The 22,936-nt window shown below is 32.2% G+C and carries 17 protein-coding genes and 1 tRNA gene; 7 read left to right on the top strand and 11 right to left on the bottom strand.

The features are described 5' to 3' along the window. Positions 1-46: 46 nt before the first annotated feature. Positions 47-1,117: an N-acetylmuramoyl-L-alanine amidase family protein gene (locus H603_RS16410; RefSeq protein WP_084157710.1), complete on the bottom strand. Its 1,071-nt coding sequence runs from the start codon at positions 1,115-1,117 to the stop codon at positions 47-49. A gap of 79 nt (positions 1,118-1,196) precedes the next feature. Here H603_RS16410 and H603_RS0103725 point away from each other — a divergent pair, with 79 nt between their 5' ends. Together H603_RS0103725 and H603_RS0103730 are read left to right on the top strand one after the other, a co-directional pair. Then, complete coding sequence (locus H603_RS0103725; RefSeq protein WP_026707318.1) at positions 1,197-3,947, top strand: putative LPS assembly protein LptD; 2,751 nt, start codon at positions 1,197-1,199, stop codon at positions 3,945-3,947. A gap of 77 nt (positions 3,948-4,024) precedes the next feature. Then, a complete protein-coding gene (locus tag H603_RS0103730; RefSeq protein ID WP_026707319.1) occupies positions 4,025-4,405 on the top strand; it encodes a RidA family protein in 381 nt (126 codons plus the stop codon). Here the strand turns inward: H603_RS0103730 and H603_RS0103735 are convergent. The 5 genes from H603_RS0103735 to H603_RS17795 form a co-directional block, all read right to left on the bottom strand. Beyond that, a complete protein-coding gene (locus tag H603_RS0103735) occupies positions 4,395-4,760 on the bottom strand; it encodes a methylglyoxal synthase (RefSeq protein WP_026707320.1) in 366 nt (121 codons plus the stop codon). The two genes, H603_RS0103730 and H603_RS0103735, sit on opposite strands and share 11 nt — an antisense overlap. Before the next feature lie 6 nt (positions 4,761-4,766). After that, positions 4,767-5,621: an N-acetylglucosamine kinase gene (locus H603_RS0103740; protein WP_026707321.1), complete on the bottom strand. Its 855-nt coding sequence runs from the start codon at positions 5,619-5,621 to the stop codon at positions 4,767-4,769. A gap of 135 nt (positions 5,622-5,756) precedes the next feature. Then, on the bottom strand, positions 5,757-6,761 hold the full coding sequence (gap, locus tag H603_RS0103745; RefSeq protein WP_026707322.1) for a type I glyceraldehyde-3-phosphate dehydrogenase: 1,005 nt from the start codon (positions 6,759-6,761) through the stop codon (positions 5,757-5,759). An 82-nt stretch (positions 6,762-6,843) separates the two neighbouring features. After that, complete coding sequence (pfkA, locus tag H603_RS0103750; protein WP_026707323.1) at positions 6,844-7,830, bottom strand: 6-phosphofructokinase; 987 nt, start codon at positions 7,828-7,830, stop codon at positions 6,844-6,846. Positions 7,831-8,180: 350 nt separating this feature from the next. After that, positions 8,181-9,749: a translocation/assembly module TamB domain-containing protein gene (locus H603_RS17795; protein WP_455423183.1), complete on the bottom strand. Its 1,569-nt coding sequence runs from the start codon at positions 9,747-9,749 to the stop codon at positions 8,181-8,183. A 3,069-nt stretch (positions 9,750-12,818) separates the two neighbouring features. Here H603_RS17795 and tsaD point away from each other — a divergent pair. The 5 genes from tsaD to H603_RS0103780 all read left to right on the top strand — a co-directional run bounded on the left by tsaD (position 12,819) and on the right by H603_RS0103780 (position 17,790). After that, a complete protein-coding gene (tsaD, locus tag H603_RS0103760) occupies positions 12,819-13,841 on the top strand; it encodes a tRNA (adenosine(37)-N6)-threonylcarbamoyltransferase complex transferase subunit TsaD (protein WP_026707325.1) in 1,023 nt (340 codons plus the stop codon). Positions 13,842-13,846: 5 nt separating this feature from the next. Next, the gene (locus H603_RS0103765; protein WP_026707326.1) at positions 13,847-14,554 is read left to right on the top strand and encodes a 16S rRNA (uracil(1498)-N(3))-methyltransferase; all 708 of its coding nucleotides are present in this window, start codon (positions 13,847-13,849) and stop codon (positions 14,552-14,554) included. Positions 14,555-14,573: 19 nt separating this feature from the next. Beyond that, positions 14,574-15,215, top strand: a complete 642-nt coding sequence (locus H603_RS0103770; protein WP_035675285.1) for a DUF4159 domain-containing protein — start codon at positions 14,574-14,576, stop codon at positions 15,213-15,215. Positions 15,216-15,517: 302 nt separating this feature from the next. Next, positions 15,518-16,609, top strand: a complete 1,092-nt coding sequence (locus tag H603_RS0103775; RefSeq protein ID WP_026707328.1) for an AI-2E family transporter — start codon at positions 15,518-15,520, stop codon at positions 16,607-16,609. Positions 16,610-16,611: 2 nt separating this feature from the next. Beyond that, the gene (locus tag H603_RS0103780; protein WP_026707329.1) at positions 16,612-17,790 is read left to right on the top strand and encodes a THUMP-like domain-containing protein; all 1,179 of its coding nucleotides are present in this window, start codon (positions 16,612-16,614) and stop codon (positions 17,788-17,790) included. Between the two features lie 33 nt (positions 17,791-17,823). Here the strand turns inward: H603_RS0103780 and H603_RS0103785 are convergent, their stop codons facing one another. From H603_RS0103785 to H603_RS0103810, 5 genes are all read right to left on the bottom strand, one after another. After that, the gene (locus H603_RS0103785; RefSeq protein WP_026707330.1) at positions 17,824-18,477 is read right to left on the bottom strand and encodes a M15 family metallopeptidase; all 654 of its coding nucleotides are present in this window, start codon (positions 18,475-18,477) and stop codon (positions 17,824-17,826) included. Between the two features lie 25 nt (positions 18,478-18,502). Then, positions 18,503-19,060: a nitroreductase family protein gene (locus tag H603_RS0103790; protein ID WP_026707331.1), complete on the bottom strand. Its 558-nt coding sequence runs from the start codon at positions 19,058-19,060 to the stop codon at positions 18,503-18,505. A 468-nt stretch (positions 19,061-19,528) separates the two neighbouring features. Then, positions 19,529-19,613, bottom strand: a tRNA-Ser gene (locus H603_RS0103800). Between the two features lie 258 nt (positions 19,614-19,871). Then, positions 19,872-20,384: a CAP domain-containing protein gene (locus H603_RS0103805; protein ID WP_026707333.1), complete on the bottom strand. Its 513-nt coding sequence runs from the start codon at positions 20,382-20,384 to the stop codon at positions 19,872-19,874. A gap of 1,808 nt (positions 20,385-22,192) precedes the next feature. Further along, on the bottom strand, positions 22,193-22,936 hold a 744-nt coding region (locus tag H603_RS0103810; RefSeq protein WP_026707334.1), incomplete at its 5' end, for an IS3 family transposase.

Below are 22,936 nucleotides of genomic sequence, written 5' to 3' on the forward strand. Positions count from 1 at the left end.
TTATTCTTAAGCATTTCATCAAGATAAAGTGCAGTAGGAACGTATTTTAATTTACAGTAGTAACAAACGCATCTGGAAAACCGGCGTTTCTTGCATCTCTTTCTAATTTCTGAGCTTCTTCTTCACTATTTGTTTCACCGTACATGTAACGATATAATTGTGAATCATATGTATTACTTATACCACTTAACCCTTTAAAATTAGAAGGAATCATTGCGATATTTTTTTCACTAGCCATTAATTGCACCTTATATACAGTCCCCGAAGTTGTAGATGCAGGGACTGGAACTTGCCTAGGAACAATTTTAGGAGCGCTAGACTCTAATCCTGTTACACCTCCGCCAGTGCCATAAAATTTATTTTTATACTGTACAATAGCACTCGCTATTTGAAAAGCCATCTGATCTTGACCTTCCTCTGAGTTCAAGTATTCCCCCTCTTCCCTATTCGATAAAAAACCTAATTCAATTAACACACTAGGCATGTAAGCAGCATCAAGCACCCATAGTGGTTGCTGCTTGATACCTCTTGAATTACGTTGCAAATTATTTGTAAAATTATTTTGTACTTCGTTTGCGAGTATAATACTATTATTCAAGTTTTCCTCCTGCATTATAGTCAGTCCTATAAGAGATTCAGGTTTATTAGGATCAAATCCTTGATAATTATCTTTTATATTATCCTCTAGCAAGATTACTGAGTTTTCCCTCTTAGCCACTTCTAAATTTAAATCTGTTCTAGAAAGACCCATTACAAAAGTTTCGGTACCATAGGGTTGATAACTTCTAACAGAATTACAATGAATAGAAACAAATAGATTAGCATTGATTTTGTTAGCTACTTTTGGCCTATTTACTAATTCTACAAATACATCTGTGGTACGTGTATATATAACTTCCACATCAGCTATTTTATTAAGAAACCCTCCAACTTTTAAAGTAGTTTTTAAAGCAATATCTTTTTCTGTAAACCCGTGATAAGAGTTGCCAGGGTCTTTTCCACCATGACCAGCATCTAATATAATTGTAAACTTCTGGCCCGTTTGAGCAAAAGCCTCAGAATGTGTTAGAAATGCTGTAAAAAATATCAGAAAAAAACAATAATAGTTGATTTTCATATGCTAAAGTTAATTTTAATGGAACACTAGTACTTAATTTTTTTATTTGATTATTTTTGCCAAAAAATAATCTGTAAGTTTGACTGTTCAAAAAACAGGCCATAATTACACAAAAATAGCATTTATCCCTTTGCAGACAAACTTATTTAATATCGTTTTAGTAGCATTCCTCCTATCTATAGGTTCATTTGATGTATGCGCACAAGAAATCCCGAAGAGAAATTCGCCTATACCTATTAAAAAAGGAATGGTTGTTCCATTAGACACCGTTAAAAAGAATGCTAAAGTTGTCATAGATACCATCAAAAATCCAGTAAATGATGTATTAAAAGACTCTATCCCTGAGAAGAAAACTTTTTTAAAGTCAAAAGTTAAATACAAGGCCGACAATTACGTTAAGATTGATCAAAAGAAAAAATTAGTGACGTTGTATGACAAAGCAGAATTATACTATGAAGATGTCGAATTAAAATCTGGAATAATTGTTCTCGATTATGAGAAAAACGAAGTTTATGCTGGAAGGATAAAGGATTCTACTGGAAAATATACACAGTACCCAAATTTTAAACAAGGTGCAAATGAGGTTCAGCCTGACTCAATACGTTTTAACTTTAAAACGCAAAAAGCTTTAATTTACAACTCAAGATCAGATCAAGGGGAATTTAGAATAAAAGCACAAGTAACAAAAAAAGAAAATGACTCGGTTTATTTTTTAAAAGGTGTACGATTCACAACATCAAAAGATGTGGATAATCCCGAATATTATTTCCAAACTAATAAAGTAAAGTTTATTCCTGGTAAAAAGGTAATTACTGGATTAACAAATATGGTTATTGCAGATGTTCCTACGCCTATTGCTTTGCCCTTCGCCTATTTCCCAATGAGCAAAGAAACAAATGTTTCGGGGATTATATTACCAAGTTATAACGACTCAAATACTAGAGGTTTCTCATTACAAAATGGAGGGTACTATTTTGCTTTGAGTGACCATTATGATTTGACTTTTTTAGGAGACTATTACACAAATGGAAGTTACGGTTTGCGCTTCGAATCTTCATATGCTAAACGCTACAATTACCGTGGAAACATCAACTTTAGATATGAAAACTTGATAGCAAGTGAGCGTGGTTTTCCTGATTATGCCAAGCAAAAAATCTACAATTTACAATGGTCTCATTCTAGAGATAATAAGTCAAATCCCAACTCTACTTTTTCGGCATCGGTCAACTTAGGTAGTAGTAAATATTTCCAGCAATCCATCAATCAAGCTAATGTTGGTTCGAATCTAAATAACACGCTTAGTTCATCTGTTTCGTATTCAAAAACGTTTAACTCGATCCCTCAAGTAAGAATGTCACTTTCTGCAACGCATTCACAAAATACACAAACAGAGGTGATCAATATGACACTGCCAACCTTACAGCTGAGCGTTGATAGAATTTATCCTTTTGCAGGAAAAGATGATATCAAAAAAGGATTTTTTAAAAACATCAACTTACAATATAATTTAAGTGGTCGAAATAGCATCACCACTACCGATTCTCTATTCTTTAAACCGCAAATGTTTAGAGACGCTCAAGTGGGTGTTCAACACAGTATTCCTCTTAGCACCAACTTTAAATTATTTAAATACTTTAGTGCTTCGACTAGTGTAAACTATGAAGAAGTATGGTATGCAAAAACAATTGAAAGAAATTTTGATGTCGATCAAGGAGCTGTAGTTGATAAAACAGTTAATGGTTTTGACGCCTATAGAACATATTCTTTCTCATCTAGTTTAGGTACAACAGTATATGGAACATTTAACTTTGGCGAAGACAAAAAAATCCAATCCATACGCCACGTCATGCGTCCATCATTATCTTATGGATACACGCCAAGTTTTGAGAAATACTACGACACTTACGATAGCGATGGAACTGGAACCATCAGCAAGCAATATACTCGTTTTGAGGGTGGAATCTTTGGTGCACCAGGATTGACAAACTCAAATGTTTTAGGTTTTGACTTAAGCAATACCTTCGAAGCTAAAGTTCGCGATACTGACAGCACTAAAACAGAGCCTAAGAAAATCATGCTTTTAAATAATTTAAACTTATCTACTAGCTATAATCTAGATGCCGATGGTGTTACTTCATTAGCATGGTCTCCCGTGCGTGTAAGTGGAGGAACTCAACTGTTTAAAGATAAAATGAATGTGAATTTTGGCGCAACACTAGATCCCTATGCAATCGATAATTCAGGTACAAGAATCAACACCTTTAATATTGATAATGGTGGTAGTCTGTTTCGAATGACAAGTGCTAATATGACTTTAAATTATTCTATATCAAGCCAGCAAAATGATAAGAACAAAAATAAAAAAAACGATCAAACACAGCGTAATGGAGGTCGTGAAGATGATTTATTTGGTAGGAATACAGTAAACAATGGCAATGTAAGTCAATTTGACGATGATGGTGAGGATCAAGGTGAGGATGTGATTTCTGAGTTTTTTACTTCCAAACTACCTTGGGACATGACATTTGCATATTCGCTTACCTACGGAAACAATAATAGAGAACGCGAGATAATCGGAAATTCTATTATGATTTCAGCAAATGCTGATTTGACGCCAAAATGGAAAGCAGGTATCTCTACCGGTTATGATTTTGTGCAAAATGGTGTTACTTATACACAGCTACGTTTTGAAAGAGATTTGCTGAGCTGGAGAATGGATTTTAACTGGACACCTTTTGGAACAAACGCAAATTGGGGATTCTTTATCGGGATCAAATCAGGTGTGCTAAGCGATATTAAATGGGATAAGCGAAGTACTTCAACTCGATAATCTATACTTATTTAGCTTTCGCGAAAGCGCCATTTCTATTACTATTTTGATCACTACTTAAACTTAAAAAATACATTATGAAAAAAATAATTTTTACTGATAAAGCACCAGCACCAATCGGACCTTATAATCAAGCCGTTTTAAAAGGAGATACATTATATACTTCAGGCCAAATCGCCATTGATCCGGCTACTGGCGAACTCGTAACTGATTCTATTGAGGCTGAAACAAAGCAGGTAATGGAGAACATGAAAGAAGTATTAATCGCTGCAGGAATGACTTTTGAGCATGTAGTAAAAACAACCATTTTCATTATGGACATGAATGATTTTGCTAAAATAAATACGGTGTATGCTACTTATTTTAACGAAAAAACCGCTCCAGCTCGTGAAACGGTTCAAGTGGCATGTTTGCCAAAAAATGTAAATGTAGAAATTTCTATGACAGCTATACTATAGCTTTCAATAACAATTGAGCAGTTGCTTCGTTTGTAGCGATAGGCACATTATGCACATCACACACACGAAGTAACATGTTTATATCAACCTCATGAGCATGACTCGCTAAGGGATCCTTAAAAAACAAAACCATTTTAGTTTTACCCTCAGCCACTCTCGCGGCGATTTGCGCATCTCCACCTAACGGTCCAGACAACATTCTTTTTACTTTAAAACCTGCATTTTCTGCCTTGCTTCCAGTTGTTCCTGTAGCAATAAGTTTTATATTTTCCTTTTGTAAAAGCAGTTTGTTTTTATTTAAAAACTGAACCATATCAGCCTTTTTTCCGTCATGTGCTATAATTGCAATTTCCATCATTGTCTATTCCTTATTTGCTACGTGATAAGCGATTAAACCATCAATAGGTCGTCTTAGTACGTTTCCTAATTGTAATTCATACTTATCAAAAGTTTCTTGTAATTCGTCTTTTAAATAAAAAGCAATCGACCCAACAAAGTGCACTGGAATATCTTTGCAATTATCAAACTGTTTGATGTAGTTTTTTACAAAAGACTTCATTCCTTTAAAGATAATTTTTCTACAAAATTCGTGGTCTTTATGCTGAATTAAAAACTTTGCAAATGTCGCTAAATAAGCATTTGGATTAGCTTCTTTATAAAGTTTACTTTTTATAAAATCAGGCTCTACATTGTATTCTTTTTCAAATTCGACAGCAAGGTCTTGAGGCATTTTATTAAAGTAATACTTTCGAATTAATTCTTTCCCAAAAACATTACCACTACAATCATCCATAATGATGTACCCCAATGACTGCACTTTTTGATGTAGTTTCGTTCCGTCAAAATAGCTACAGTTAGATCCTGTACCTAATATCGCTACAATTGCTTCTTCGCCTCTAGGTGTAGTAGCATAAGCAGCTGCATAAGTATCCTCTTCGACAGAAACTGCTGCATTCACAAAATAACTTTCGAAAGCTTCAGTCAATGTTTTTTTCATTTTATCGGTACCACAACCAGCACCGTAAAAAAACAAGTGAGTTGCATTTTTTTTGTTTTGCAAAATATCAAAACGATCGTTTAATCTTTTGATGATTTCGTCGTTTTCAAGAATTTCAGGATTTAGACCTAATGTTTGAGTTGTAAATAATATTTTTCCCTCATCATCTATTGCAATCCAATCAGCTTTAGTAGAACCACTATCAACTATTAATTTCATTTTTATCAGTTTAAGATTTGGTTATAATCGCACCAAATTGTCTTCTAAAATAAGATTTTTTTTGGTACATATTTAAATTAAAAAGAAAAATCCCGTCAAAAAATAAATTGACGGGATTTTTATAATTATAGATGATTATTTCAATGCAGATATGTGCACAGCTAAATCAATTAATTTACTTGAATATCCGTATTCGTTATCATACCAAGAGATGATTTTGAAGAAAGTAGAGTTCAATCCAATTCCACCATTTGCATCAATGATGGATGTTCTTGAATCACCAACAAAATCTTGAGATACAACTAGGTCTTCAGTAAATCCTAAGATACCTTTCATTGTAGTTTCTGAAGCTTTCTTTAAAGTTGCCATAATTTCTTCATAAGAAGTTTCTTTAGCTACTTTAACAGTTAAATCTACTGCAGATACGTCAGTTGTAGGTACACGGAAAGCCATACCAGTTAATTTTCCATTCAATTCAGGAATTACTTTTCCTACTGCTTTTGCAGCTCCTGTAGAAGAAGGAATAATGTTACATGATGCAGCACGTCCACCTCTCCAGTCTTTCTTAGAAGGACCATCTGTTGTCATTTGAGTAGAAGTTGTAGCATGAACAGTTGTCATTAACGCCTCTACAATTCCGAAATTATCGTTGATAACTTTTGCTAATGGTGCAAGACAGTTAGTAGTACAAGATGCATTTGAAACAACTAAATCAGAAGCTTTTGCTGATTCGTGATTTACACCCATTACAAACATTGGAGCATCAGCAGAAGGAGCAGAAATAATTACTTTCTTTGCACCACCTTTGATATGCTCATTTGCAGTTTCAACTGTTGTGAAAAATCCAGTGCATTCAGCAACTACATCTACATCAACTTCATTCCATTTTAAATCTGCTGGATTTCTTTCTGCAGTGATACGAATGTTTTTTCCGTTTACAAAAAGTTGTCCTTCTTTCACTTCAACAGTTCCGTTGAATCTACCGTGAACTGAATCATATTTCAATAAGTAAGCTAAGTGGTCTACATCTAATAAATCATTAATTGCAACTACCTCAATATTGTCTCTATTGAAAGATTCTCTAAATACGATTCTTCCAATTCTTCCAAAACCGTTTATTCCTAATTTTACTTTTGACATTTTCTTTAATTTTTGTTTATTTCTAGTTCTAGTTTATTATCTTTTTGTTCGAAATGTATACTAATATAATTTTCGAAATATATTATGTTGACATGATATCAGATACACGCAACAATTCTCTATCAATCTCTGACTTTCCTTTTATTGCTTGCTCCAATGGTGTTAAAATCACAGCATCATTTTGCAAACCTACCATGTAATTTGAATTGCCTTCAAGTAACGACTCTACCGCCTTTACTCCCAACCTACTAGCAAGAACTCTGTCAAAGCATGATGGAGAACCACCTCTTTGCATGTGCCCTAAAACAGATACTCTTACATCATATTCAGGTAGATTAGCTTCAACGTAATCTTTAAGTTCGAATACGTTTTTACCTATTTTATCACCTTCAGCAATAACTACAATACTTGAAGATTTTCCTGAAGCCTTACTTTTTTTCAATGAATCAAGCAAACGATCTAATCCTAAGTCTTCTTCAGGAATTAAAATTTCCTCTGCTCCTGCTCCAATACCTGCGTTTAATGCAATATGACCGGCATCTCTACCCATCACCTCTACAAAAAATAATCGGTTGTGAGAACTTGCTGTATCTCTAATTTTATCGATTACCTCTACAACAGTATTTAAAGCAGTATCATAACCAAGTGTGTGACTAGTCCCAAAAATATCATTGTCGATTGTTCCTGGAATTCCCATAATAGGGAAATCATATTCATTATTAAATACTAATCCTCCAGTAAATGTTCCATCACCACCTATTACCACTAGAGCATCGATACCCGCTTTAACAAGGTTATCGTGAGCTTTCTTTCTTCCTTCTGGAGTTTTGAATTCTAAAGAGCGTGCCGATTTTAAAATCGTTCCTCCTTTATTAACAATATTATTTACAGATCGAGGTCCCATATCTTTGAAGTCTCCTTCTATCATACCTTGGTACCCTCTATAAATTCCGATGCATTCAATATTGTGATATGCACACGTACGAACCACAGATCTAATGGCAGCATTCATTCCTGGAGAATCTCCTCCTGATGTTAACACTCCTACTTTTCTTATTTTTTCTGGCATTGTAATACTATTTGAATGTAAAATTAACAAACATAATGTTGTAAAAACGTTATGCAAATGATAATTTTAAAACCATCAGTTAATTCAAACGTTTTCGTTAATAAGTTTTCGAAAAACCAAAAAATATCCGATATTTTTTAACAATAACTAAATTTTAGATTTAATCTTTAACGATTAAACAGAATTTAGCAATCAATGATAATTTAAAGCAATGTTATTAACACTTGAAGCATCACCTTAATTTGTTTCTTGATGACAGCGTAAGTGCATTTATTGACACCATTATAATGGACATAAAAAAACCCTATCAAACACAGTTGATAGGGTAATAATTATCAGTAAGCTTTTTTTTAATTTTCTTCAGGGAGCAAAGCTTCTTTATTTTTTTCCACGGTCGGTTTCTTTGGTGTAGCCGGTTTATTGAAATTGATATAATCTGGTGACAAAGCCGAATCTTGGATTTCATTTTTGACTTGTTTGGCTTGTTCTAGCTTTTGATCTGTAAAGATTTTATTGACTAATTCTTTGAAGGTATCAAAATCTACTTCATAAGAAATACCCACACCTTGTGTGTATCCTATTCCTTCACCTATATAATTAATGTCGTTTTCTCTATTAAAAATTCTCAAATTTAATGTTCCATCTTCGTTTACACGATACTGCACTTCTAAATCTCCTACAATTGCAGATTCGTTAACTCCTCCAAAAGGGACTCCTAACTTACCATTGATAGTAACACGCTCATTTATCTTAGAAGTTATCGTGGCAATCACTCTACCGTCAGTTTCTTTACCTAAGCGCCTATCAGCCGGTGTGTAATTCAAACCAACTTTAAATTTCTCACTGTCAGACTGAATGATCCCTCCTAACAAACCAGAAGCCGTTTCAAATAAACTTCCTGAAAAATCAGATTGACTCACTCCTTCCGGACTTAAAAAGCCACCTGAAGATAATAAATAAAGCGCTTGAGTTTGCCTCACATCTTTATCATTTAATTTATACTGTATTTCAGATTTTAGCACATTACTCACCGTAGGGAAGTCAATATTGAAATCTGGTTCTGGACTGGCTAAATCACCTCGAATTCCAATAGCTACTTCTACAGGCACCTTTCGACTAAAAGAAGAATTATCTAATAACACGGCTGGATTTGCATTTGTTTTGTAAACTGCCTCAAGATTTAATTGCGCTTTCATTGGGTTCCCTTCCCAAGAAATAGAACCTCCTTTTTTAACATCAAACTTTTTATCAATAAAACCACCGTACTTAAAGTTGTAGGTTCCCTCATAAGGTTGGAAATCTCCCCACATATTAAAAGATCCAAGCGTATTAATCTTAAATAACAAAGTTCCGTATCCTTTTCCTTTCATTCCGTGACCTGAATTTCGATCAAGAATAACTTCTACTTCTGCATCTGGAGTAATATCTAAATCAAATTCTAACTGTAATCCGCCATATTTTTTTGTATTATCTATAATCCCTAATTCTATATTTCGCTTCTCTTTTGGCGTTAAAAAATGAATAAACGAGTTATCGCTTACGCTCTCGGCATCATTTATTGGAATTTTTACTGATGTCCCTTTTTCTGATCTAGCGGCTACCTTAATAAACAAACTATTTGTAGGTCCTTTAATAGTAGCAGTTCCGTCAATGAATGCAGTTCCGTAATAGGCAGCATCATCCTTGTCCTTAGTGTCTAATGCGACTAACCTATTACTATCAATAGTTAGATCCAGTTTCCAATCGGCAAAGTTATTGTGCTCTACAGTTCCATTTAGCGTTCCCTTTGTATTGTATTTAGTATCAGTTAAAGTGTTATTTCTAAAAAGAAATTTTTCGTCAGCAAGGTCTATTATTGAACGACCTCCGAGTTCGTAATCAACATTTAAATAAGGAACAGTAAGCCCCGCTTCATCCACAAAAAGTCGTCCATTAATTTTAGGTTTCTTTAAGTTTCCACTAACGTTAGCGTTTCCGGTTAACATACCACGAATATTAGATAAAACTTCACCTCCTAACGAACCTAAAACTCCTAGGTTGAATTTAGATAAAGCAACTTTTAAATCTAGTAAAGTCTCTTTACCAATCACCTCAAAATTCCCAATGGCACTTAAGGACTCCACATTTTCATTTTTAACAGAGGAATTGATTACAAATTTCTGCAAGTTTTTATCTCCTTCAATATTAAAATTTAATTCACCAAGTTCAGTATTATTTATATTTAATTGGTCAATAATCAACGACGCTGTAGGCTTGTAAACTTCGTTGTTTTGTTTAAAATTTACCTCTCCATTAATATTTCCTTTAAATACAAATTTCTCATTGTCAGGAGTTATTCGATACAAATCAACATCTTTAAAGCTAAGTTGCAAATCTTTATTTAATAAATCATTTATCGTTCCTTGCAAAGTTATTGCCTGATCCTCATGAGATAATATAAAATCATCAATTTTAAAATTTTTAAAAGATTTGTCGAATACCAACTGGTTATTAGGTTTGTCTTCCTCATTTAAATACCATAAGTAATCTTTAAACTTCATCTCAGATTTGCTTACGCCTACCACGTTTTGATTGTCTTTATTAATAGTATGATATAAATTCAAATTAAAATAATCTTCCCCCTTTTTACCTCCTTTAAATTCTGACCTAAAAAACAAAGTGTCTTTCATGGTAATGTTAATCAAACTAAAATCACGAATTTTATAATAAGGAGTTTTAATGCTGTCTAGCTCAACATATGCATTGTACAGCGGGTTTTTATTGTCAATAGCTACTCTAATATTATCAAAGGTATTTTTAGCCAACAATATTTGAGGTGAATTGAAATTAAGCTTAAACTCCTGACTATCTGACTTAATATTTCCTCTAACTACAGTATTTGTACCAATAGACATCTCGGGATAAAATATTTCGATAATCTTATTGTAGATTGTAAAGTCGAATTTTAAAAATTGCCCCTTGTTAACTTTATTGGGTTTAAAATTAGTATACAAACTACCTAGAGAATTTCTAATTAGATTTCCTAACTGGTTGAACTGAAATTTCCCAACAATTTCACCTTCTACAATATCAGGTGAATTTACTGTAATAGTACGTACTCGATCTTTATCAAATTGGGAGGCTATATTAAAATCATCAAAAATATACACATCTTTCTCATTTTCATAAGATGTTTTTTGAATATAAACATTTCCCTGAAGGTTTTCAATTGTGTTCCCAGTTACTTGAACAAGCACATCTCCCTTGAATTTGGAAATAGGATCGCTAACTAAATTCAGTTTATGTAAATCCGAATTCTCAACATTAATATGAAAGTCATACTTATTTTCGGTATTGCGTAAATCAACTAAGCCGTCAAAATTCATGCTCAGATTAGGATCATTAACAGATATTTGACCTGTATAATTAGGAGCCTTAAAATTCCCGTTAACCACTACATTCGTGTACGTGTATTTTTTGAAATCAATTTTAGTAATGTCACCTTTCAATTCAGTATTTAAATATTTTTCGGTAAAACCTTTTCCATTTACATCTATATTCAAACTTACCATACCAAGATCCTCGCTTCCTAGTAATTCTCCAACATTAAAGTCAACGAGAACTATATTTCCAGCATAAGAAGCTTTATCGATAAAATCGATACTATTCATCTTCAATACTGACTGCACTTTACCGATTTCTGTATCCAATGAAAAATCAGCTGTTAGGGCTGTTTTGCTCACCGTAGTACTTCCAATAATCGAAAAAGAACCTAATTTTTTCAATTCTGCTGGCAATTTTTTTCCTAAAACATTGGGTAACATTGCGGTTAAATTATCGAAACTACTACTTAGATTATTAAAATTACCATTCATTAGAAATGGTTGATTTTCATTACCAAACAAGTTCTTAAAATTAATTTTTCCATCAATTTTAGTGTTCTTAGAATCAGTCAATTTTAAATTACTAACCATTAAATTATTGAGCGGTCCCGTTATGCGGCTTGTTAAATCAAAGTATTGATTCTTGGCTAGTTCGTCATAAAAGATACTAATGTCATTAGTAGCTAAATGAGCCGATTTTAATTTAATATCAAAATTCACCTTATTATTAAAATCTTGAAAATCAGCAATGGTATATTTCAAGAAAACGTCCCCTTTTAAAGCAGATTCTTTAGTTAGCAAATCTAAATTTTCTAATTTTATACTCGTTTTAGTGTAACTAAAATCAGTACTTAAATTTGCAACATATAAACCACGGTAATCTTGAAAAGACATCTTTTCGATTTTGGTTTTAACGGCAGGTCCGTAAATTAAAAAATTACTCAATTTTATATTGAGACGTTTAAAATCAACATCTTTTGGATTTTCTTTATTTTCGTCTATTAAAACGAAACGGCCATCAGAAATTGTAGCGCTATTTGTTTTTAATAGGAAATTTTTATTAGAAGGCTTGCCAGTATTAAATGCGTTTAAAAAATAATCAAAATTAGTGTCTTTTTCGTTTTTATACCTTTTCATGTTAAAAACCAAACCATCTAAACGGATATCACCAAAGATAAGATCACCATCTAATATCTTCTTCCCTTCTAAAATATTTGTATTTAAAATTCGAGTAAAAATAAGCGTGTCATTATGATGATCACGTATCATTACATTCTTAAATTTCACACCGCCAAAAACAGATATCCTTACTCCATCAATACTGATTTTTGTTCCAAAATCGTCGTTGATACTTTTTGTAAAATATTGTGCAATCTTAGTTTGAACGTATGGAACCGAAAGAGATATTGCACCTAATAGCAATAGAATGATAAGTCCTAAAAACAGACGTAAAATTATTTTAATGAATTTTTTGATACTTTAGATAATTATAATTTGTTCAGAAATGTGATTTTGCCCTTATAAATGGCACTGCCTTTAATAAAAATTCTTTAATTTTGGCTGCGCCGTAAAAATAAAAAAATAAAATTCGGCTCGTCAAATATAATTCAAAATTTGTGCCTTTTTATGCAAAATCCCAAGGTTTTTATTCTTGCTATCGAAAGTTCTTGTGACGATACCGCAGCAGCTGTATTGCATAACGACAATGTACTCTCAAATGTTGTAGCAAATCAACTTATTCACACACAATATGGCGGTGTTGTGCCTGAGTTAGCTTCTCGCGCTCACCAGCAAAATATTGTCCCCGTCATTGATGCTGCTCTTAAGAAAGCTAATATTACAAAGGAGCAATTAAGCGCTGTTGCTTTCACGCAAGGGCCAGGTTTAATGGGTTCATTATTAGTGGGGAGTTCTTTTGCAAAATCATTTGCATTGGCTTTACAAATTCCATTAATTGCTGTTAACCACATGCATGCGCATATATTAGCTCACTTTATAAATGAGGAAGGGTTTGACAAACCTACTTTTCCTTTTTTAGCATTGACTATCAGCGGAGGACATACACAAATTGTAAAAGTAGAAGACTATTTTAAAATGACCATTATAGGCGAAACAACTGATGATGCTGTAGGCGAAGCATTTGACAAGAGCGCTAAAATTTTAGGCTTACCTTATCCTGGAGGTCCTTTAGTGGATAAAAACGCACAACTTGGTAACCCAAAAGCATTCAAGTTTACTAAACCAAAAGTGCCTGGATTAGACTTTAGTTTTTCAGGTTTAAAAACAGCAATCCTCTATTTTGTGCAAAAACAGAAACTGCAAAACCCTGATTTTATCGCAGAAAACATGAATGATATATGTGCTTCTATCCAATACACTATTATCGAAATTTTAATGGACAAATTAAAGTTGGCGGTCAAAGAAACAGGAATTAGGCAAATCGCTATAGGAGGAGGAGTTTCAGCAAATTCAGGCATTAGAAGTACATTGAAAGAAGCAGAAGCAATATACGGATGGAAAACATTTGTACCAAAATTTGAATACACCACCGATAATGCTGCAATGATTGGAATTGTAGGTTATCAAAAGTTTTTATCACAACAATTTGAATCTGCAGCAGTAGTTTCAAAAGCAAGAATACAATTTTAAGAAAGATGCAATTATTTTACAACGAGAATATAAACGAACAAACAACGGAATTTTCATTCGATAAGGAAGAAAGCAAACACATAATCAAAGTTTTGCGAAAACAAGATGGTGATATTTTATACGTTTCTAACGGAATTGGATTAATTGCCGAATGCAAAATAACGTTAGCGTCTGATAATAAATGTACTGTAGCAGTTTTAAGCTATGAAGTAAAACCAAAGTCAGGTTTTCACACACATCTTGCTGTTGCACCAACAAAGATGAATGACCGCTTTGAGCTATTTCTTGAAAAAGCTACAGAAATTGGAATTCACGAAATTACTCCTATTATTTGCGATCGATCTGAACGTAAAGTGATCAATAAAGAACGTTTTGAAAAAATAATTTTAACAGCTTTAAAGCAATCAAACGAGGCTTACCTGCCAAAATTAAATGATGCAATCTCATTAAAGGAGTTCTTAAAGAAAAAGCACAAAGGGCAATTACTTATTGCGCATTGTGAAGAACAAAATAAGAAGACTTTAAAATCAGTTTTGAAACCTGATACAGATATCACTTTATTAATAGGACCTGAAGGCGATTTTTCACTTAAAGAAATTGCATTAGCACTAGAGAATGATTATACTGCAGTATCATTAGGAAATACGCGTTTAAGAACAGAAACAGCTGCGATAGTTGCTTGCCACAGTATCGTTTTTGTCAATGAAAAATAAGCATTAACAATTATTAATAGTGAAAAAAGCGTTTTATATACTGTTGTTCCTTTGTGCTTGCAGCAGCTTTGCTCAAGAAATCGCTCTATTAAAATACAGCGGAGGTGGCGATTGGTATGCAAATCCTAGCTCGCTAACTAACTTAATCGCTTACTGTAATAACAACATCAATACTGCAATAGTGGCAAAACCTGCAACGGTAGAACCATCAAGTCCTAATTTATTTTCTTTTCCTTTCATTCACATGACTGGTCACGGAAATGTTGTCTTTAGTCCAACTGATGTGCAAAATTTAAAAAGTTATCTTAATTCGGGAGGCTTTTTACACATAGATGACAACTATGGTTTAAATCAATATGTGCGCAAGGAAATAAAAAAGTTGTTTCCAAATCAAAAATTAGTTGAAATACCTGCCAGTCACGCTATTTTCCAAAAACCATTTAGCTTTCCCAATGGTCTACCAAAAATTCACGAACATGATGGCAAACGTCCGCAGGCTTTTGGAATATTTTCGAACAATAGACTCGTTTTATTGTTTACATACGAAAGTGATTTAGGAGACGGATGGGAAGATCCAACAGTAAACAATGATCCTCCTGAAGTTAGAGAAAAAGCTCTAAAAATGGGAGCAAATATTATTAATTACATTTTTAATAATTAAGAATGTGATAATAAATAATAGTTTGTTTCATTGTTAGAAATATACTCTCCTTTAATAAGGGCATGCTTTCATAACTGTTTTTATCGAAATATAAGTCCTGTTTTTCGAGTAAGTGTACCGTTTAATTATTGAAAAACAATCTTTTAAATATTGAGAATACAATTTGAACTAGTTAGAAACAGTCCACGTAACTAAACATACTAATTAAGGTTTTAGAAGTTAATTTATTTTGAACATATGTTTTAAAAACTCACTACTTGTTAGCGAGTTTTATTTATATTTATACCTTCAAAAAGGAACTAATGATTACATCAAAAATAATATCAAACGGTATTTTAAGAGCACTGTTTACAATCGTGGTAGCCGCGTTATTACTCTATTTTCTGTACCAAATTCAGTCTGTTTTAATTTATTTAATTGTAGCTTTAATATTAACCTTAATTGGATATCCAATTTTAGATTTCTTCATTAAGCGCTTTAAGTTTAATAACACATTTGCAACGATAGCAACTGTCTTTATCTTTCTAATCATCATTGGTGGATTCATAATAATGTTCATTCCTCTTATCCTTAATCAAGGGCAAAATTTATCTTTATTAAACACCTCTCAGATTGAACAGAATAGTTTACAATTAATAAATCAAATTACCCGCTGGCTAGAGCGTCATCACATTGATTCTGCCAAAATAATGCAAGAAGCAGACATTACTTCAAAACTGAATTTTAATTTCATACCCAATTTTTTAAATGCCATCTTAGCCACTTTGAGTAGTTTTGGAATGGGATTAGCCTCTGTATTATTTATTACTTTTTTCTTTTTAAAAGATAGAAAATCATTCTTATCAACAGCTAGAAAATTAATACCTGATAGTCATGAAGAACAGATTTTGAATTCGATAGAGAAGATAAACAAATTACTTTCTCGCTATTTTATAGGGCTTTTATTGCAGCTGTTTATTGTATTTATTCTATACTTGATTATTTTACTAATTTTTGGAATTCCCAATCCTATAGTTATCGCCTTCTTATGTGCAGTGTTAAATATAATTCCATATATAGGTCCGCTAATAGCATCAATTTTGGCCGCTGTTTTAACAATGTTAGCTAATTTAGGTAGTGATTTTCAGAGCGAAATATTGCCTACAACAATATATGTTTTAATTGGATTTTGGGTAGTTCAGGTAATCGATAACAATTTATCTCAACCAATTATTTTTTCTAAAAGTGTTAGTTCGCATCCCTTAGAGATTTTTCTGGTGATATTAATTGCTGGATTTTTATTTGGTGTGCTGGGAATGATCATTGCAGTACCATTATTTACAATACTAAAAGTAGTAGCCAAGGAATTTTTCCCTGAAAGTAGAGTAATTCAATTGTTAACTAAAAACATCTAATCTTGGGCTTAACGCTATTATCTAACGATGTACAAAATTTCATCAATGAAAACATAAATTTTTCTGTATCAAAATTAGCGTTGCAGAAGAATCCGTTTCCAGAGATAGAATGGATCAAAATCATTTCACAAATAGAGTCAAAAGCAAAAGCAAAAGACAAATTACCAACTTGGTTTGCTGCTAGTGATATTATTTATCCTTCAAAGATTTCAGTAGAACAAACCTCTTCAGAAAAAACAGCTGCTTACAAAAGTAGTTTAATCGAAGGTGAGACGCTAATTGATTTAACAGGAGGTTTTGGAGTGGATGATTACTATTTTTCGAAAAAGTTTAATACTGTAACACACTGCGAAATAAACGAACAATTATCTCAAGTTGTCCAGAATAATTTTAAAAGTTTAGATGTTAAAAATATAGTCTGCAAAGCTGGTGATAGTTTAAATATACTCAAAGAAAACACTTTAAATTACTCTTGGATATATGTTGATCCGTCCCGCAGAAATGATAGTAAGGGAAAGGTGTTTATGTTAGAAGACTGCTTACCTAGTGTTCCCGAAAATCTAGATTTTTATTTTGACAAAGCAGAGGCGATACTAATTAAAACAGCTCCCCTTTTAGATTTCACAGCTGGATTAAATGAACTTAAAAATGTTAAGAAAATTCATGTTGTAGCTTTAGAAAATGAAGTCAAAGAACTACTTTGGGAGCTTCATAAGGGATATGAAGGCTCTCCTGAAATTTGTACGGCAAATATTGCAAAAGACAAAGTTGATACCTTCAGCTTTATTATGGGGGAACAAAATAGCTCATTTAATTTCGATGTTCCTCGAAAATATTTATACGAACCAAACAGCGCTATAATGAAATCTGGAGGTTTTGAAGAAGTTGCCTCTCAATTTAAATTGAGTAAACTTCATAAACATTCGCATCTTTACACCTCAGAATCTTTAATTGATTTTCCTGGAAGAGTTTTCGAAATTGAGAAGTGTTTTCAATACAATAAGTCTAACATGAGTGCGTACTTAAAAAACACACAAGCAAATGTGACTGTTAGAAATTTTCCTGAGACAGTTGAAAACATTAGAAAGAAATGGAAAATAAAAGATGGCGGAAATAGATACAGCTTTTTTACTACTGACTTCTTAGAGAATAAAATTGTTATAATTTGTAGTAAAGTATAATCTATTTACAACACATTTTACTAATCGTAGTACCTAGTTGCAATCCCACTTGGCGTTAGATACGGGATCTTTTAAGGCTGACTTTAGATTATAATGCCACCATTCAGAATCAAAAGACTGAAACCCGCTAGCAGCCATAATTTTCTTTAAAAATTTTCTGTTAGAAATTACATCTGTAGGTAAGTTAATATATTTATGACTAGCCTCTATACCAAAAAAGTCAAAGTCTGTTCCCATAGGAACCGCTTCACCATCTAAATTTACTAAGGTGATATCAACCGCACCTCCCCTATTGTGAATCGAACCCTTACTAGGATCTGCAACGTACTTGGGATTAGGTACAATGGTCCACATTCGTTTTTGAATATCTAGCGGTCTATAACAGTCGTACAATTTGATTTGGAACCCTTTTCTTATAAAAGCATTGTTTGCTTTTATCAAAGCTTTCACGGTCTTATACCTTATTAGACACTCAGCACAATCATAAACCTGAGCTTTCAAAAAATTATTATCAGTAGCGTATCTCATATCATAAATAAAATCAGAACTATAGTCCTTCAAATTCACGAAGGTAGTATCACTAATTTCATCGACGGTTGCTATCTTGTTTAATGGTGCTTGACAGTATCCAATAATACTTATCATCAAAAAGAATAGGGTATTAATAATGCATGATTTTGATTTCATAAATAATTTTATAAGTTTTGATTTATTATTCTAGCCAAGTCGTTTTTTCTTCAATTCCCCCTGGTTCTCGTTCTGGAGGAGCCATATCGTAGTGCCCCATATAAAAGAATCCAAGACAAGTCTCATTTTCTTCTAGATCGAAGAATTCATTAGCATGCAAAATTAAATTTGGAGAACTCCAGTACGCACCTATTTCTAGTTCTGTTGCCATAAGCCACATGTTTTGAACAGACATAGCTACTGCAGCTATCTCCTCCCACTCTGGCAAAGTTTGTTTAACATCGCGCTGCATGCAAATAGCGATTATAACATTAGCTTTATTTGCATTATTTTTAATTTTTTCAAATTTAAATTCTGAGAACGAAGAAGCTGTACTTTTAAACTTGTTTGCTAAGAACAGACCTAGTTCCTCTTTCTTTTTACCTGTTAAAACTTTAAACCTCCAGGGTTCGGTACGTTTATGGGTTGGAGCCCAATTTGCAGCATTTAGTATTTTTTTAATATTATCCTTTGAAATAATTTTGTCATTATATTGGTTAGGCATTATAGACCGCCTCGATTTTATAATTTCGAACAAATTCATTAGTAGTAGTTTTAAATATTGTTAAAGATAGCAAAACATATAAACTTAGAATAAGCGATGTTTATAAAAGATGATAATAAATAAACCAATAGATAAAACTATAATACGAGAAGAAATTAGAATTCCTAAAAATAAAACGATACAGCAATCAATGTCCGATACAATGAAACTTCATCATATTTCTAAAGCTGTTTTAAACAAGAGTATTATTGACGTACAAATGACATTTGAATTCAAACAAATACAGATTCCAAAAACGCTGAAAATCTAGATCTCGAAATTAACGTCTCAAATTCCTTTTAGGAAAGCTATACGATATTTCATTATTGCAAGTAAGAAGCTTACCAAACAACCAAACCAAAAATAAATTTATAATTTATTTTTTAGTTCTAATCTAATTCACAATAGCAAACTCAGGTGATACCATAAAAACAAAAAACCCGAAACTTACGTTTCGGGTTTCTTTCGCGGAGAAAGAGGGATTCGAACCCCCGGACCTGTTACAGTCAACAGTTTTCAAGACTGCCGCATTCGACCGCTCTGCCATTTCTCCAATATATTGCCACCATTACTGATTGCGAGTGCAAATTTAAACATTTATTTCACTTAAAAAATATAATTAGAGAATATTTTTGAAAAAAAAATAACACCACTCAGCTAAAGCATATTAAGTCCAACATAATGAAGTAATTAGGGGTACAATCAATTTATGTAAAAATAAAAGCCAGTAAAAACAAACTTGTTTTGACTGGCTCCTTAAATATGAAAGCAATTCATTATTTAATAATTATGATTTAACCCAAACATAAACCTAAATTTTAGCAAATATATTAGTATAGTATTTCTTACCAGTAACACTGTCTTTTTTAATTGCAAGTCCAAAGTGAGTGAAGTTCCCTTCAATATTTTTTTTGTGTGATTCACTATTCAACCAAGCCTTTAAAGCTCCTTCCGGTGTGTTGTAATTATAAGCTATGTTCTCACCTACTTTGCTAGCATCAAGAACTTCGATTATATTTTGACTACGTGCAACAAAATCGTCATGATTAACGACATTATTACTAATCATGTAGAAATCGTGCTCCTCAGATTTGAAAGAAATATGGTTGATTGTTTTCAATGCATTTAAACCTACACTAACTCTGTATTCGTTAATTAGCTCCATCGCTTTCAATTCTTCTGCACTATATATATAGGTAGAAACTTCTTTTGATTTTGCAATTGCGTTAGCTGTAACTGCACCTTCACTTGAATCAGATGAACAAGAATTCATAGTAAAAATAACTGATCCTAATAATAATAAACTAAGTAATTTTGCTTTCATAATATTTATATTTAAACGTTAAAGAATTTAAAGTTTTAAATTCTCCGACTGATTAATAATGTTTGTCTGTTGTCAAATATATAAACTTTTATCGTTTAAACGTACATTTAATCGACAAACTACATTATTTTATTATTATCTTAAGTATAAAGCTACAAAATCAAAGTTATTTTTTAAATTTAGCACTGTTAAAATATTTATAATATATAGACGTCCGCAAAATTTACTTAATGTAAAAAGATAAAATTAGATTTAGAAAAATGAACTAGAATAGAAGGAGCTTATTAAAAATCTATAAGTTTCAAAATGTCCATTTAAAATTATAACACCTAATCTATCGTGTAATTAAGATTCCATAATATAATTGTTCCCATATTTTAAAATCAAAATTATTCTATAATTCAAAACCTATTAAATCACCACAGTTCAGGAAAATATTAAGTTAATACGGAAAACACAACAAAGCTGTCAGCAATATTAGGCCGGAAATTAAAATGGAACATACTCATACGCTTGCTTAATTACGAAAAGAAATACATCATATGGAAAGAAATATTTTCATTAAAATCTGAGTTGAAATCTTTGATGACAAACTGCATTCAGTTCTCAAGTAAAAGAAGTTCTATAATTTTCATTATTAAATTAAATCCTTGGTCGAAAATTACACGAGGAAATATCTAAAATTTAAATAATTGACTGCATTAAAACTGCTTCTAGAACTTGAAAAGACTGAGGAATTTGAACTATATTGTTATAACTGGACAAATTATAAGTAAAATTAAAATGGGACTATCAAAAAAAAATATATAAAACTTACAATTGTATAAGCAACCGTATGAACAATATAAAATATGAGATAGATAAAAATTTATAATCCGTCAAATCTTGTTTCAGATTGAGGTGAAATGATGTTAGGTACTAGCCCAAATAAAATGATTGAACTTTAGATCGAAAAATTAATATATCTGCAGAAAATTGAGTTCGCCCTTAACAAAGACAAACGGTAAAATTAATTTATGCCTAATTTGATTAAATTTTAATAATCTGAAAGGAGAAGCAGAAATTGTATAAAAAAGTTAAAGAACTGGGGCGTGACCTTATAGGTCGGGCTATCCGTTTTATCTTTTATATTATTTACCTAAATATAGAGTAAACAAAATAAAAGGATACCATTTCTATCCCTCACGCATTTAACAAAACAAAATTACCAACAAATATTAGGATGAGAAAGTAAAAAAATGCAATCAATTACGTTTGAAAAATTTCTAAAACTTACTTATAGCAGCTAGCAAGATTTAGAATTAATATCAAAATAAGTTACATATAAAAACAGACTCTACATGATGATATAAAATAGAATTTTCGATTGAGGACTAGAACTCAAGAAGAACAGTTAACTACCCTGCATTATACAACTTTCAAGTGAACAAACTCTTTCGTTAAGAATAGGTTTCTTGAAAAAAGACGACGACTCCCGATAGCTATCGGGACTCCCACATAATAAAAGTATTCCCGAAGTATTGGAACTCCGGCGGGCTTAACTACTTTGTCTGTATTACATTTTATCTATTATCTTTTTCAAAAAACTCTTATACGAAAAAACCCGTATCCGATTAGGATAAGGGTTCTTTAAAGAAAGGCGACGACTCCCGATAGCTATCGGGACTCCCACATAATCTCAGTACTCTTAAATTTCAACACTCAATCGAACTTGAATACTCTGATCACATTAAATTTTATTTGTTTAAAAAAAAACTATTTGTCTCGTCCTGAATAACCAATACAGATTATTAGACAAAAATATTTAATTAAACACTTGCAAAAACGTTTTTGCAAGTGTTTTTTGTTTTATATGTCCTCATTTTAATCTGACTTTGTAAATGCATTTTGTTTGGAGTCAGCATATAATTAGAATAATGAGGCCTTAATTCATTGTATATATTGACTGATTCTTTGACAATTTTTCTCATGATGTTTAAATCTAAATTGTATTTATCAATCATGAATTCCTGTTTTAATATTCCGTTTATTCTTTCAGCTACAGCATTTTCATATGGGTCAGAGTTTTGCGTCATACTTGGTAGTATTCCGTTTTTATTTAAAGTGTTTTGATAAGCATTCGCACAATATTGCAATCCTCTATCTGAATGATGAATAAATGGTGTTTCATTGCTCATTCTCTGCTTTATAGCCATATTTAGAGCCTTAACACTGCTTTCTGTATTCATACTGTTAGCAACATAATATCCCATTATTTTCTTAGAATATGCATCGGTAACTAGACTCAAATAACACGGCTTTTCTCGTTTTCCAATATAGGTTATATCTGAAACCCAAACTTGATTGGGTCTATTTATTTCTAAACCTAGAATTAGGTTGCGATGCTTTCTAAATCGATGATGAGAGTTAGTGGTTACGTGATAACTGCGCTTTGGTTGAATTAGTAAATGATTCGCTCTAAGTATATCAAATAACTTATCTCTCCCTATTTTCATTGATTTAAGATCATCTATCAATAAATGATATGATTTCTTACCACCAAGTCTAGGCAT

It is taken from the genome of Flavobacterium frigidarium DSM 17623, assembly GCF_000425505.1.
Taxonomy (GTDB): domain Bacteria; phylum Bacteroidota; class Bacteroidia; order Flavobacteriales; family Flavobacteriaceae; genus Flavobacterium; species Flavobacterium frigidarium.

Excerpts from the sequence above, each read along its gene's own strand:
- H603_RS16410 (WP_084157710.1), bottom strand. The coding sequence starts at position 1,117 with ATGAAAATCAACTATTATTGTTTTTTTCTGATATTTTTTACAGCATTT.
- H603_RS0103730 (WP_026707319.1), top strand. The coding sequence starts at position 4,025 with ATGAAAAAAATAATTTTTACTGATAAAGCACCAGCACCAATCGGACCT.
- H603_RS0103735 (WP_026707320.1), bottom strand. The coding sequence starts at position 4,760 with ATGGAAATTGCAATTATAGCACATGACGGAAAAAAGGCTGATATGGTT.
- H603_RS0103740 (WP_026707321.1), bottom strand. The coding sequence starts at position 5,621 with ATGAAATTAATAGTTGATAGTGGTTCTACTAAAGCTGATTGGATTGCA.
- gap (WP_026707322.1), bottom strand. The coding sequence starts at position 6,761 with ATGTCAAAAGTAAAATTAGGAATAAACGGTTTTGGAAGAATTGGAAGA.
- pfkA (WP_026707323.1), bottom strand. The coding sequence starts at position 7,830 with ATGCCAGAAAAAATAAGAAAAGTAGGAGTGTTAACATCAGGAGGAGAT.
- tsaD (WP_026707325.1), top strand. The coding sequence starts at position 12,819 with ATGCAAAATCCCAAGGTTTTTATTCTTGCTATCGAAAGTTCTTGTGAC.
- H603_RS0103765 (WP_026707326.1), top strand. The coding sequence starts at position 13,847 with ATGCAATTATTTTACAACGAGAATATAAACGAACAAACAACGGAATTT.
- H603_RS0103775 (WP_026707328.1), top strand. The coding sequence starts at position 15,518 with ATGATTACATCAAAAATAATATCAAACGGTATTTTAAGAGCACTGTTT.
- H603_RS0103785 (WP_026707330.1), bottom strand. The coding sequence starts at position 18,477 with ATGAAATCAAAATCATGCATTATTAATACCCTATTCTTTTTGATGATA.
- H603_RS0103790 (WP_026707331.1), bottom strand. The coding sequence starts at position 19,060 with ATGAATTTGTTCGAAATTATAAAATCGAGGCGGTCTATAATGCCTAAC.
- H603_RS0103805 (WP_026707333.1), bottom strand. The coding sequence starts at position 20,384 with ATGAAAGCAAAATTACTTAGTTTATTATTATTAGGATCAGTTATTTTT.